This window comes from Allofournierella massiliensis (assembly GCF_964241245.1).
Lineage (GTDB): Bacteria > Bacillota > Clostridia > Oscillospirales > Ruminococcaceae > Allofournierella > Allofournierella massiliensis.
In genome coordinates, this window is the sequence record NZ_CAXSWZ010000016.1 from 48,020 (window position 1) to 61,321 (window position 13,302).

9 protein-coding genes and 1 tRNA gene are annotated in these 13,302 nt (G+C 51.2%); 4 read left to right on the forward strand and 6 right to left on the reverse strand.

The features are described from left to right. Positions 1–122 precede the first annotated feature (122 nt). The 4 genes from ACESYO_RS09870 to ACESYO_RS09885 are packed head-to-tail and all read right to left on the reverse strand — an operon-like array spanning position 123 to position 4,061. Entirely contained in the window at positions 123–929 is an 807-nt protein-coding gene (locus ACESYO_RS09870; protein ID WP_373209883.1) for an ABC transporter ATP-binding protein, read from the reverse strand. A 56-nt stretch (positions 930–985) separates the two neighbouring features. Next, the gene (locus tag ACESYO_RS09875; RefSeq protein WP_373209882.1) at positions 986–2,005 is read right to left on the reverse strand and encodes a FecCD family ABC transporter permease; all 1,020 of its coding nucleotides are present in this window, start codon (positions 2,003–2,005) and stop codon (positions 986–988) included. Further along, the gene (locus tag ACESYO_RS09880) at positions 2,002–3,000 is read right to left on the reverse strand and encodes a FecCD family ABC transporter permease (RefSeq protein WP_373209881.1); all 999 of its coding nucleotides are present in this window, start codon (positions 2,998–3,000) and stop codon (positions 2,002–2,004) included. The genes ACESYO_RS09875 and ACESYO_RS09880 overlap by 4 nt, the downstream gene beginning before the upstream one ends. Beyond that, positions 2,997–4,061, reverse strand: coding sequence for an iron-siderophore ABC transporter substrate-binding protein (locus tag ACESYO_RS09885; protein ID WP_373209880.1), 1,065 nt, complete (start codon positions 4,059–4,061; stop codon positions 2,997–2,999). The genes ACESYO_RS09880 and ACESYO_RS09885 overlap by 4 nt, the downstream gene beginning before the upstream one ends. Before the next feature lie 461 nt (positions 4,062–4,522). Here ACESYO_RS09885 and ACESYO_RS09890 point away from each other — a divergent pair, with 461 nt between their 5' ends. From ACESYO_RS09890 to ACESYO_RS09900, 3 genes are read left to right on the forward strand one after another with little or no spacing between them, the layout of a single operon-like run. Further along, positions 4,523–5,140 carry a TetR/AcrR family transcriptional regulator gene (locus ACESYO_RS09890; RefSeq protein WP_058964366.1) on the forward strand — a complete coding sequence of 206 codons (618 nt, stop codon included), beginning with the start codon at positions 4,523–4,525 and terminating at the stop codon, positions 5,138–5,140. Between the two features lie 58 nt (positions 5,141–5,198). Then, a complete protein-coding gene (locus ACESYO_RS09895; RefSeq protein WP_058964367.1) occupies positions 5,199–6,992 on the forward strand; it encodes an ABC transporter ATP-binding protein in 1,794 nt (597 codons plus the stop codon). Positions 6,993–7,008: 16 nt separating this feature from the next. After that, positions 7,009–8,751, forward strand: a complete 1,743-nt coding sequence (locus ACESYO_RS09900; RefSeq protein WP_291243388.1) for an ABC transporter ATP-binding protein — start codon at positions 7,009–7,011, stop codon at positions 8,749–8,751. Between the two features lie 415 nt (positions 8,752–9,166). Here the strand turns inward: ACESYO_RS09900 and ACESYO_RS09905 are convergent. Further along, positions 9,167–9,243 (reverse strand) — tRNA-Pro (locus ACESYO_RS09905). Positions 9,244–9,458: 215 nt separating this feature from the next. Continuing rightward, the gene (adhE, locus tag ACESYO_RS09910) at positions 9,459–12,080 is read right to left on the reverse strand and encodes a bifunctional acetaldehyde-CoA/alcohol dehydrogenase (protein WP_058964369.1); all 2,622 of its coding nucleotides are present in this window, start codon (positions 12,078–12,080) and stop codon (positions 9,459–9,461) included. 311 nt (positions 12,081–12,391) lie between these two features. Between adhE and ACESYO_RS09915 the strand changes: the two genes are divergently transcribed. Continuing rightward, the gene (locus tag ACESYO_RS09915) at positions 12,392–13,132 is read left to right on the forward strand and encodes a DUF975 family protein (protein ID WP_373209879.1); all 741 of its coding nucleotides are present in this window, start codon (positions 12,392–12,394) and stop codon (positions 13,130–13,132) included. Positions 13,133–13,302 lie beyond the last annotated feature (170 nt).

The following is a 13,302-nucleotide window of genomic DNA, read 5'->3' on the forward strand; positions in this document are numbered from 1 at the left end:
TTATTCTGCAACACAGATTATACGATTATCGAGATTGTTGTTGAAATTGGCTCGCAAAAGCTCGGCCGCGTTTGCAAATATATTTAAATCTGACGTGGCATTACGCCTAGTCATTTCCGTAATCAGTTGTCAGAGAACACATGATGTCTTCCTTTTGGAAGAATCATTGGCGCATGAGATACAGGATCACTGATTACTTCGCAATCCAAACCGTATACATTTTTCATCAACTTAGGGGTAATGATTTCAGATGGAATGCCATGAGCTATAAGTTGACCATTTTTCATGGCAAACAAATGGTCTGCATAGCGTGCCGACAAATTGATATCATGTAATACCATGACAATGGTGGTTTGATGCCTTCGATTAAGATCGGTTAGCATATCCAGAATTTCGACCTGATAGGCGATATCCAGAAAAGTGGTTGGTTCATCCAGCAACAAGATATCCGTTTGTTGAGCCAATGACAATGCAATCCACACCCGTTGCCGTTGACCGCCGGATAATTCGTCTACGGCTCTATCTGCGAGGTCTGTGATTCCCATAATTTCCATTGCTTCGTTCACAGAATTAAAGTCTTCTTTTGTCATACTTTTTAAAAACTGGCGATATGGGAAACGCCCCCGACATATAAGGTCCATCACCTGAATACCTTCCGGGACTATTGGTGATTGCGGCAAAAGCCCCAGCGTTTTTGCCAATTGTCTGGGTGGAATTTTTGATATGGATTTCCCGTCCAATATAATTTGCCCTTTTTGAGGCATTAAAAGTCTGGAAATAGTTTTCAGAAGAGTTGACTTTCCACACCCGTTTGCGCCAAGAATGACGCTGATTTTATTTTGAGGAATGGCCAGGCTTACATTGGAAATAATCGTTTTATCGGAATATCCAACATCCAAATGTTCGACCATCAATGTATGAGACTTCATCTTGTAAGACTCCTATTTTTGCAAATATCCGATTCGTTTGTTAAAAACAGCGTTTCTTAAATGTCTTTTCTATTTATGCGAACAAGAAGGCAAATCAGGTATGGGGCACCGAGAATTCCTGTAATAACGCCTACAGGATAACGAGAGGGAAAGGCATATTGCCCGATCATGTCCGAAATCATAACAAGAATCGCCCCAATCAATGCTGAAGTAATGAGATTGTTCTTTCCTCTACACATTTTGGATGCGATTGGTCCCGATAGAAATGCTACGGATGCAATCGGTCCCGTTACAGAAGTGGCAAATGCAATCAAAAGCAGCGAACATAAAATCAATCCAAGCCGCACCGCTGTGATGTTCAACCCCAACACTTTTGCATGGGAGTCTCCCAGTTGCAGGATTTCCAAATGCCGATTCAAAAGTAACATGGCCCCAAATGCGATGCACACCACCACTGCAAGTGGTGGAATTTGCTCTAAAGTTACTCCGTTCAAACTCCCGCTAAGCCACCTTAATGCGCTAGACACATCATATTCGGACGCTTTCAGCAACATCCATGAAATGAGAGCATTTAAAAAAGCTTGTATCCCGATTCCAGTAAGGATCAATTTTTCGTTGGAGAAACGGTTGTCGTGTGCTAAAAAATAGATAGTAGAAGCAACGAGCAATCCCGATATAACCGCTAAAACTGATACAATACTACTATTCAATTTTAATACGAGGATACCGAATACCGCAGCAACGCTTGCCCCAGAAGTGATACCAATGATATCCGGGCTGGCAAGGGGATTTCCAAGCAGTTTCTGAAAGGTATTGCCAGCCAGGCCAAAAGATATTCCGCAAAAGAGAGCTGCAAACATACGGGGTAACCGAAGCGTTTTTATGGTGAATGCGGCCCCTTTTGTTTCGTTGCTTTTTAGCACTTCCAAAACTATTTGGGGGGAATATATTGTGTTTCCATAAATCATCATCGTACAGGCAAGCATAAGTACCAATATAAGCAACACGAACACCGTGATGTAGTATCGTTTTTTTCTTTTATAGTATCCAATCACAGGTATGCTTTTATCGGTCATAAAGAACGCACCTTTACCCTTCGAATAATTGCAACAAAAACAGGGGCACCAATCAAGGATGTGATGATCCCGGATTCCAGTTCACCGGGCTTTCCGGCAATTCTCCCGAGAACATCAGACAATAAGAGTACACAAGCCCCACAAAGCATTGATAACGGCATAATCCTTTTTAGGTCAGGGCCAGCAAGCATACGAACCAAATGCGGGACCATAAGACCAACAAAGCTGATAGGCCCTGCAAGTGCTGTGACCGATGCACATAGAAGTACACCGCTAAACGCCGCCAGTGCACGAACCAATGCAACATTCACGCCAAGTCCGGTAGCCATGTCATCGCCCAGCGCCATAGCGTTTAACGATGGCACAAGTAAAAACGCCAACAAAAATCCTCCTATCAGATAGGGCAACACCACCCGGATATCCTCAAAAGATGCACCTCCAATGCTGCCAACCTGCCAAAAGCGGAACTGATCCATAACCTGTGAGTTCGGTAACATGACTGTATTGACAAGGGACTGTAGCGCTGTTGAGGCAGCGGCACCGGCCAAAGCCAGCCGGATAGGCGTTGCCCCCCCGCAACCAATGGAGGCAAGCCCGTACACAACAAGTGCTGCAAGTGAAGCTCCACTGAATGCTAACCAAATGTAGTGGTTTGCATTGTTGATATGCAGATAAGCGATGCCACATACAACAAAAAGAGATGCACCAGTATTTACGCCCAATATACTTGGGTCAGCAATGGGATTTCGGGTAATCGACTGCATCAGCAGCCCTGAAACACCAAGTGCTGCACCAGCAAGGATGCCGAATATTGTTCTTGGTATGCGAGCGCTGACAATATTGACCTCTAATAATGGGGCATCATTTGAAAAAAATGCGCCTATAACGCTGCGAATGCCTACGGATTTTACTCCGTAGGCAAGCGATACGATCGCACAAAAAAGCAAAAGGACTATCATCATGAATAAAATAACCGGGCTTTTTCTTTTACTCATTTCACTTTCTCACAAGCTTGTGCCAAAACAGCAAGATATTCGTCAATGGTTGCCGGAATAGACAAAATGGTCGGTGTTGTGGATGCTGCAAGACGGGAAGAACTATCTATGAGCACTACAGCGCCATTTTTAATAGCAGGAATTTCCGACATCAAGGCATCTTCCTGCAACGCCTGCAATAAAGCCTCGTCACCGTACATAACCATCAAGTCAATATCCGAGAGAGTTTCTACATTTTCTCGGCTGAGTACAATCGAAAACTCCGAACTGCCGTTTGCTAACTCCTTGATGCTGTTGGGCAGTTGAAACCCAAGATCCTGCAGATATGAGGCTCTGGGGTCTGCGGGAAGATAAGCGTAAAAGGTGCTGAAGTCGTTTGCATCAATCCAGAAGAATCCGGCGTTGATTCCCGAAAATTCGGGGTGTTCGCTGATTTTTTTTGCAATCAATTCTTCAACATCGGCAACCAATGCCTCGCCTTCCGCCTTCATGCCCATACCCTCTGCGTTCTGCAGGGTCTGTTCTCTCCAGTTGGTTTTCCATGCTACTTCTTTGAAAGGAACAACTGGTGCAATAGCAGAAAGCGTTTCGTATTCCTCTTCGGTCATGCCGGAATATGCTGCAAGAATCACATCGGGTGCAGCATCGCTGATTGCTTCGTAGTCAAATCCGTCAGTGTCATCAAAGACATTGGGGGAGTTTTCGCCCAGTTTAGCAAATGCCTGGTCGGTCCACTCATGAAGGTGATGCTCTGTTATATAGCCGTAATTAGCTGCCGAAACACCGACTGGCACGACTCCAAGCGCCAAAACAGTATCCTGATTGCCCCATTCCAAAGTTACGATGTTCTCTGGTTTGCTTTCAATCACGGTTTCTCCGTAGGCGTGAGAAATTGTGATTGGATATGCGCCTTCGGCATCCGGGGTGGAGTTTTCGGTGATGCTTGACGCTTGCTGGCTGCTGTCTGCCTGTGTGATGGTAGATGTGGAATTTGCACATCCGGAAAAAATCCCTGCTAAGGTTGCAACACCAAGTACAATGGATAGTACTTTCTTTTTCATTTATAAATCCTCCATAAATATAATCATATCCCCAGCAGGTTAGCATACGCTAACCTGCTGGCACAAATTCTATCATTCGTCTTTATCAACTGTCAAGGAATTCTTTTAAATTAGTTAAACTATTAAAAAGTTTTGTCTGTATTTTTTAACACAGTTCAATTGACGCTACCACTGAATCATTCCATCACGCTTATGTTGATAGTGCTAAGTACCATGCCATATAATTGTATCAAAATTGACTGCCTTGAAAAGCGAACCCCTTTTTGGTACTTCACCGATATATCCGCCATCCTTGCGCAAAATGGTAATGTTCCTGCTCCTCCCCTTGATGACTGACTGTTCACCTGGATCTAAAAGAAATATTTCCATAGCACTTGCAGAATGTTTTCGGTCGTCTTGACAGCATATTAAAAGAGATGTATTATAGCAGTGTTACATAACGGTGTTATAAGGAGAATATTATGGAAGAAAAATCAACTGGCACTCTTGAGAGCATCCAGGAGGCTGCTATGCAAGAATTTCTAGAAAAAGGCTTTCAAGGTGCCTCCCTGCGCCAGATTGTGAAAAACGCCGGTGTAACCACTGGTGCTTTCTATGGATATTTCTCCAGCAAAGAAGCTCTTTTCAACGCCCTTGTAGAGCCCCACGCCGTTGCCCTTATGGGAAAGTTTATGGAAGCCCAGTCCTCTTTTGCCGAGTTGCCTGAAGAAGAACAGGCTACTTGCATGGGGAATGCGTCTGGAGCCTGTGTAAGGTGGATGGTGGATTATATCTGTCAGCATCGGGAACCGGTTAAACTGCTGCTCTGCAGATCGGAGGGAACCAGTTATGAACACTTTGTCCACAACATGGTAGAAGTGGAGGTGGAGTATACGCTCCGCTACATGGATGTTCTCCGACGTTTGGGGCAAACTCTTCCGGAACTGAGTCAGTCTCTCTGCCATATCATCGCCAGCGGAATGTTCAATGGACTTTTTGAGATCGTCGTACATGATATGCCGAAAGAACAGGCTCTGCGGGATGTAGAACAGTTCCGCACTTTCTACACGGGTGGATGGCTGAAATTGATGGGGGGATGACCCCTATCTTTTTTGGATATTAGTTAGTTATTGCTAACTTGCAGAAGGAGGTTTTTTCATGAAGCAGAAGAAAAAGAGTGATGTTGCGGTCCTGCTGGACTACGCAGGCAGTCACAAGGGGCTGACCTTCCTGGGGCTGACCCTGTCGGCGGTGTCCATGCTGTTGAGCATGGCACCCTACATCTGCATCTGGCTGGTGGCTCGGGATCTGATCGCCGTAGCGCCGGACTGGACCCGGGCGCAGGACATCGCACAATACGGCTGGCTGGCGTTTGCCTTTGCGGTGGCCGGCATCGTCCTGTACTTTGCAGGATTGATGTGTACCCATCTGGCGGCCTTCCGCACAGCAGCCAACATCCGCAAGCGAGGCGTTGCCCATGTGATGAAAGCCCCGCTGGGCTTCTTCGACTCCAATGCCTCCGGCCTCATCCGGGGACGGCTGGATGCGGCGGCGGCCGATACGGAGACCTTGCTTGCCCACAATCTGGCGGACATCGTAGGCACCATCACCCTGTTCGTGTCCATGCTGGTGCTGATGTTCGTCTTTGATTGGCGGATGGGCGCGGCCTGCCTGCTGGCGGCGGTGATTTCCATGATTGCCATGTTCTCCATGATGGGCGGCAAAAACGCCAAACTGATGGCAGAGTATCAGGCAGCCCAGGATCGCATGACCAAGGCAGGCACCGAGTATGTCCGGGGCATTCCGGTGGTCAAGATTTTCCAGCAGACCGTTTATTCCTTCAAAGCCTTTCAGGAGGCCATTGAGGATTACAGTTCCAAAGCGGAGCACTATCAGGGCGATGTGTGCCGTGTGCCCCAGTCCATCAATCTGACCTTTACCGAGGGCGCTTTTGTGTTCCTGGTGCCTGCGGCTCTTTTCCTGGCTCCCGGAGCTCTGGCCGGCGGTGACTTTGCGGGATTTATTGCAAACTTCGCCTTTTACGCAGTGTTCTCCGCCATCATTTCCACCGCGCTTGCCAAAATCATGTTTGCCGCATCCGGTATGATGCTGGCCAGTACTGCGCTGGGGCGCATTGACCAGGTCATGTGCGCTCCTGAACTGAAAGTGCCTGAACACCCCCAATCCCCCGGAAGCAGCCGTGTAGAATTTGAAGATGTGAGCTTTACTTACGACGGGGCCCAGACCTCCGCCCTCTCCCATGTGTCCTTCACAGCGGAGCCGGGACAGACCGTAGCCCTGGTAGGACCCTCCGGCGGCGGCAAGACCACCGCTGCCAGCCTGATCCCCCGCTTCTGGGACGCCACCTCTGGCGTAGTGAAGGTGGGCGGCGTGGATGTGCGGCAGATCGATCCCCATGTGCTCATGGATCAAATCGCCTTTGTGTTCCAGAACAGCCGCCTATTCAAAGCCTCCATTTTGGAGAATGTCCGGGCTGCCCGTCCCAACGCCACCCGGGAGCAGGTGCTCTCGGCGTTGAAGGCCGCCCAGTGTGAGGACATTCTGGAGAAACTGCCCCAGGGCATGGACACCCTGATCGGCTCCGAGGGGACTTATCTTTCCGGCGGCGAGCAGCAGCGCATCGCCCTGGCCCGGGCCATCCTGAAGGATGCACCCATCGTGGTTCTCGATGAAGCCACCGCCTTTGCTGACCCTGAGAACGAGGCGTTAATCCAAAAGGCGTTTACCGAGTTGACCCGTGGCCGCACCGTTATCATGATTGCCCACCGTCTGTCTACTGTGGTCGGTGCGGACAAGATTCTGGTGCTGGAGGAGGGACGCATCGTGGAGCAGGGCTCCCATCAGGAGCTGACTGCCGCCGGCGGCCTCTATGCTCGGATGTGGGCGGATTACAACCAGGCGGTCCAGTGGAAAATCACCAGCGAACAGTGAGAGAGGGGTGAAGAATATGTTCAGCAAAAAGGTTCAGAGGAAATACGCCCTCACCGACCAGGGCGTAAAAAATGTCAAAAAGGGCGCATTCTGGACGGTCATCGTCAACCTTGTCGTCATGGGCGGCATGAGCATCCTGTATCTGCTGATGTACGGCCTGATGGGAACCTTCACAGACGACCAGCCGCTGCCCAACGCAGCCCTCCCGCTCGGGCTGGTGGCTGTGTTCCTGATTCTTTCCTTTGTGACTCATCTGCAGCAGTACTACGCCACCTATGGACTGGTCTATAACGAGGTGAAATCCACCCGTCTCAGTCTGGCGGAGCGGCTGCGCAAACTGCCTTTGGGCTACTTCGGCAAGCGTGATCTCGCAGATCTGACCGAGACCATTATGGGCGATGTAAACCGCATGGAGCATGTCTGGTCCCATGTGCTGGGCTATCTGTACGGGGCCTATCTCTCCACGGCGATTATCGCGGTGTGCCTGCTGGTGTATGACTGGCGGCTGGCCATCGCCTGCCTGTGGGGTGTGCCGGTGGCCTTCGGTCTGTTGTTCGGCACCCGGAGGATTTCCGCCCGGACCTCCGAGCGGACGAAAAAAGCCGCGATCCGTGTCTCCGACGGAATTCAGGAAGCCCTGGAAAATGTCCGCGAGATCCGCGCCACCAATCAGGAGGAGCGCTATCTGGCCGGGCTCAATCAGAAGATCGACGGCCATGAGAAGGTCACCATCCAGGGTGAGCTGGGAACCGGCATCTTCGTCAATGCGGCCAGCGTCATCATGCGTCTAGGGGTAGCCACCACCATCCTGGTGGGAGCCAGCCTGATTCTTTCCGGGCAAATCGACTTCATGCTGCTGTTTTTGTTCCTGCTGGTTATCACCCGCGTGTATGCGCCTTTTGACCAGAGCCTGGCTCTCATCGCTGAAATGTTTGTGTCCCAAGTATCCGCCGACCGCATGAACGAGATCTACGACACCCCCACGGCTGAGGGTGCAGAGGTGTTTCAGCCCAAGGGCCACGATATTGAGTTCGACCACGTGGGCTTTGCCTATGACAAGAAAAAAGTGCTGGATGGGGTGAGTTTTACCGCTCGGGAGGGCGAAGTGACCGCCTTGGTAGGTCCCTCCGGATCCGGTAAAAGTACCTGTGCCCGACTGGCCGCCCGACTGTGGGATGTAACAGAAGGAAACATCAAAGTAGGCGGCGTGGACATTTCTACGGTGGATCCGGAAGCATTGCTGACCGATTACTCTATGGTGTTCCAGGACGTGGTGCTCTTTGACGACACAGTGATGGAAAACATTCGTTTGGGCAAGCGAGGTGCCTCCGACGAAGAAGTACGGGCCGCAGCCGCAGCCGCAAACTGTGAAGAATTCATCTGTCGCCTGCCCCAGGGGTATGATACTCCCATCGGGGAAAATGGTACAAAACTCTCTGGCGGAGAGCGGCAGCGCATCTCCATTGCCCGAGCTCTTTTGAAGAATGCTCCCATCGTCCTACTGGATGAGGCTACCGCCAGCCTGGATGTAGAAAACGAGACAAAGGTGCAGAGTGCACTCTCCCGCCTTTTGGCAGGAAAAACAGTTTTGGTTATTGCCCACCGAATGCGAACTGTGGCAGGGGCCGATCACATTGTAGTTCTGGAAAACGGCCATGTAGCTGAGCAAGGTACACCTGCAGAGCTGCTAAAGCATGGAGGACTCTACCGTCGTATGGTGGAACTTCAAAACGAGAGTGCCCATTGGCAACTGAGTTAATTATTTCGTCTATTCAAGTACAGTCAGCCTTTTCTTTGGCAACATATCATCCTCTGACCGTTTTACCGTGGTTTTGGTTGAGGATATCATCCTGTGACAATTCGATACCGACCATCTCTGCAATAAATACAGAGGAGAACAACTGTGACTTTCCCCTTGCTCAGGAGTGCAAAGATATTCAATCTCCATTTGCAAAAAGCAGGCGATGCGGCCTATTTTATGGACTTTTGTTAATAAGACCGGCACAGGCCGCACAACGCAATGAATCCATTCATTATTGATTCATTATGGCCCCCAAAACAGGGGAAAAATAGCCAGGAAAAAGAAAAGGTTTGCGGGCAGTTCCCACCTCGGAACCGCCCGCAAACCCGCATTACAGCAACAAAAAAACCACCAGCCTTTCGGCTGATGGCTTTGGTCCGAGTGGCGAGAGTCGAACTCACGGCCTCTTGAACCCCATTCAAGCGCGCTACCAAACTGCGCTACACCCGGACGTCTGGCCCGGTGTTCTCACCGGCGACATTGTTTATTATAGCGCATCCCTCGACAGATGTCAACTCTTTTTTCAAAGAATTTTCAAAAAAATTTAACGCGTTCGATTTTTCTCTTTTCTCCCCTGTTGTGGGCCTGAATCCGAGCGCCGCTTTGCCGGAGCATTCAAAAAGAGGCAGCCTTGCGGCCGCCTCTTTTTGTGTTTATGCGATCGATTAGTTGCCGTAGTAAGCCTTCAGGTACAGCTCCTTGATCTCGCTGACCAGGGGGTACACCGGGTTAGCGGTGGTGCACTGGTCCTCGAAAGCCTTGTAGGACAGCTCGTCCACCTTGGCCAGGAACTCTTCCTCAGAGATGCCGCAATCGCGGATGGTCATGGGACGATCGGTAGCCTTCATCAGGTTGCGAACGGCCTCGATCAGGCTGTTCACAGCGGTCTGAGTCTCGGTGCCCACGTTGCACAGGCCGCAGCGCCAAGCCAGCTTAGCGTAACGCTCGTCGGCGATGTACTCCTTGTACTTGGGGAACGCAGCAAACTTGGTGGGACGGGTCGCATTGTAAGCGATCACGTAGGGCAGCAGGATGGCGTTGGCACGACCATGGGGGATGTGGAACTCACCGCCCAGCTTATGAGCCATGGAGTGGTTCAGGCCCAGGAAGGCGTTGGTGAAGGCCATACCGGCGATGCAGGAAGCGTTGTGCATCTTCTCGCGGGCCAGGTTGTCACCGTTGTAGGAAGCCTTCAGGTAGTGGAATACCATCTCGGTGGCCTGCAGAGCCAGACCATCGGTGTAGTCGCTGGCCATGACGGAAACGTAGGCCTCGATGGCGTGGGTCAGAACGTCCAGACCAGTGTCGGCAACGATGCTCTTGGGCATGCTGCGGGTGAACTGAGGATCGATGATGGCCACGTCGGGAGTCAGAGCGTAGTCGGCCAGAGGATACTTGATGTTGCCATTCTTCTTGTCGGTGATAACGGAGAAGCTGGTAACCTCAGAACCGGTACCGGAAGTGGTGGGGATAGCGACCAGCTTGGTCTTGGCGCCCAGCTTGGGGAACTTGAAGGCGCGCTTACGGATATCCAGGAAGCGCTGACGCAGACCGTCGAAGCTGGTTTCGGGATGCTCGTAGAACAGCCACATACCCTTGGCAGCGTCGATGGCGCTACCACCGCCGATGGCGATGATCACGTCGGGATTGAAGGCACGCATGGCCTCCACGCCGCGCATGATGCACTCTACGCTGGGATCGCTCTCAACGTCGGAGTAGATCTCGCTGTGGCAGTACTGCTCACGCTTACGCAGGTAATGCAGGATCTTGTTCACGTTGCCCAGCTGAACCATTACGGGGTCAGTTACGATGAAGGCGCGGCTGATGCCCTCCATCTTCTCCAGGTACTGGATGGAATCTTCCTCGAAATAGATCTTCGGGGGAACCTTGAACCACTGCATATTAACTCTCCGTTTCGCAATGCGCTTTTTGTTGACCAGGTTGACGGTAGTAACGTTCTGGCTCACGGAGTTCTTACCGTAGCTGCCGCAGCCCAGGGTCAGAGAAGGAGTATTGGTGTTGTAGATATCACCGATAGCACCCTGAGAAGAGGGGCTGTTCACGATGATACGACCAACGCGCATGGCGATGCCGTACTCGTCGGCAACCTTCATGTCGCCGGTGTGGATAACAGCAGAATGGCCCAGGCCGCCCAGCTCCAGCATCTTGTTGGCGTAAGCGAAGCCCTGCTCGTTGTCCTTGGCTACGAAGTAGGCCAGAACGGGGCTCAGCTTCTCCTTGCTCAGGGGGTACTGCTCGGAGGGTTCGGGCAGAGGAGCGATCAGGATCTTGGTCTTCTCGGGAACCTTCAGACCAGCCTGCTCGGCGATCCAGTTAGCGGACTTACCAACAACGGGAGCGAACACGCCCTTGTTGGGGTCGGGGAACATGTACTTGGTCAGCTTCTCAACTTCTTCGGGATTCAGGAAGTAGCAGTTGTTCTTCTTCATGTAATCCTCGAAGTCCTTGGTCAGCTCCTTGGCAACGATGACAGCCTGCTCGGAAGCGCAGATCATGCCGTTGTCGAAGGTCTTGGACATCATCAGGTCGGTGCAAGCGCGATGCAGGTCCGCAGTCTTCTCGATGAAGCAGGGCACGTTGCCGGCGCCAACGCCCAGAGCGGGCTTGCCGCAGGAGTAAGCAGCCTGTACCATGCCAGGGCCACCGGTGGCCAGGATGGTGGCAACACCGGGATGATTCATCAGAGCACCGGTAGCCTCGATGCTGGGCTTGTCGATCCACTGGATGCAGTTCTCGGGGGCGCCGGCCTTAACGGCAGCTTCGTAAACGATGCGGGCGGCCTCGGCGCTGCACTTCTGAGCGGAGGGATGGAAGCCGAAGATGATGGGGTTGCGGGTCTTAACCGCGATCAGACATTTGAACAGGGTGGTGGAGGTGGGGTTGGTGGTGGGAGTAACACCGCAGATTACGCCCACGGGCTCAGCAACTTCCACATAGCCTTCCATGTCGTTCTCTTCCAGGATGCCAGCGGTCTTTTCCTTCTTGATGTTGTGCCAGATGTACTCGGTGGCAAACATGTTCTTGATAACTTTATCTTCATACACGCCGCGGCCGGTCTCTTCCACAGCCATGCGTGCCAGTTCCTGGTGCTTGTCCAGGCCGGCCAGAGCCATCTCGTGAACGATGTGGTCGATGGTCTCCTGATCATAGCTCAAAAACTCCTGAAGAGCCTTCTGGGCCTTTTCGACCAGACCGTCGATCATTACCTGAACTTCGGACTTGCCGTTCTCTACGGTTTCAACCTTAGCTTTCTTCTGTTCTGCCATTGGTTCTGCCATCCTTTCAAACGATTGATTCAAAACAACCGGGGCGACATTTTTCCTGCCCTGCCCCACTGACAACATGATACCATATTGTTAATTGAATAACAATACACCAGTTTCCCAAACATTGTTAGAACGATAACAATGTTTTTGTCAAACTATACAACACCTCGCTTTCTGCATTTCAGAATCAATTCCTGCTGCCCGGGCTGCAATTGCTTTTCGGCCTCCTTTCTTTTTCACAGCTCCTAGGCAGAAAACACACTTCATGCTATAATGATACAACAAACAGCAACCTTTGAGGAGGCGATTTTATGTATTGGTCTCGTAAACTTTTAAAAAGCAACGCACGCAATGTGCTGCGCGGCAGCTATTGGCGGGTATTTGTGGCCTGTCTGGTATGTGGTCTGCTGGGTGCCGGCTCCAGTGGTGCGGTGAATATCAATCTGCCGACCCAGCTTCTGGAGTTGGACAATTTTGGTTATGATCCCTACTGGTCACTTATCTTCTCTGTCTTATGGGTCATTGTTATCGTAGTCGGCCTGCTGGGCCTGGCCTGGGGAATCTTCGTGGGCGGCCCCATGCGGGTGGCACAGTGCCGCTATATGATGGAAAACCGCTGCGGCACTCCCCCGTTCAGCAGCCTGTTCTCGGTGTTCAGCAACAAGGACGCCTACCTGAATGTGGTCAAGGTCATGTTCCTGCGGAATCTGTTCATCTTTCTGTGGAGTCTGCTTTGCCTGATTCCCGGCATTTATAAGGAATATCAATATTACTATATCCCCTATCTGCTGGCAGAAAACCCCTACATGAGCTTTGACCGTGCCAAAGAGCTGAGCATTGCCATGACTGACGGCGAGAAGATGGACATCTTCGTGCTGGATCTGTCCTTTATCGGCTGGTATCTGCTGGGCGCGATCATCCTGATCGGCGGGATTTTTGTAAATCCCTATGCCCAGGCCACCTACGCAGAGCTGTATGCCGCGGCCCGCAGTAAGGCCATGGATACCGGCATCACCGGCCCGGACGAGCTGAGCGGATTTGCACAGTATTGACCGGTTCCATTTCAATCAATAAAATCAATTGTTTAACGATGGGCTTTGCCTGCGGTTATGACTAACCGGGGCAAAGCCCATCTTTTTGGTTAATCTGCCAGTTTTTTGCTCTGGTTTTTTTCAAAAGCGGCCCTGCATCAAGGTCCTGTTTTTGATAGGATAAGTTGACT

What these genes read in the sequence shown, in the direction of transcription:
- ACESYO_RS09875 (WP_373209882.1), bottom strand. Translation starts at nt 2,005, where the DNA reads ATGACCGATAAAAGCATACCTGTGATTGGATACTATAAAAGAAAAAAA.
- ACESYO_RS09895 (WP_058964367.1), top strand. Translation starts at nt 5,199, where the DNA reads ATGAAGCAGAAGAAAAAGAGTGATGTTGCGGTCCTGCTGGACTACGCA.
- ACESYO_RS09870 (WP_373209883.1), bottom strand. Translation starts at nt 929, where the DNA reads ATGAAGTCTCATACATTGATGGTCGAACATTTGGATGTTGGATATTCC.
- ACESYO_RS09890 (WP_058964366.1), top strand. Translation starts at nt 4,523, where the DNA reads ATGGAAGAAAAATCAACTGGCACTCTTGAGAGCATCCAGGAGGCTGCT.
- ACESYO_RS09915 (WP_373209879.1), top strand. Translation starts at nt 12,392, where the DNA reads ATGTATTGGTCTCGTAAACTTTTAAAAAGCAACGCACGCAATGTGCTG.
- adhE (WP_058964369.1), bottom strand. Translation starts at nt 12,080, where the DNA reads ATGGCAGAACAGAAGAAAGCTAAGGTTGAAACCGTAGAGAACGGCAAG.
- ACESYO_RS09880 (WP_373209881.1), bottom strand. Translation starts at nt 3,000, where the DNA reads ATGAGTAAAAGAAAAAGCCCGGTTATTTTATTCATGATGATAGTCCTT.
- ACESYO_RS09900 (WP_291243388.1), top strand. Translation starts at nt 7,009, where the DNA reads ATGTTCAGCAAAAAGGTTCAGAGGAAATACGCCCTCACCGACCAGGGC.
- ACESYO_RS09885 (WP_373209880.1), bottom strand. Translation starts at nt 4,061, where the DNA reads ATGAAAAAGAAAGTACTATCCATTGTACTTGGTGTTGCAACCTTAGCA.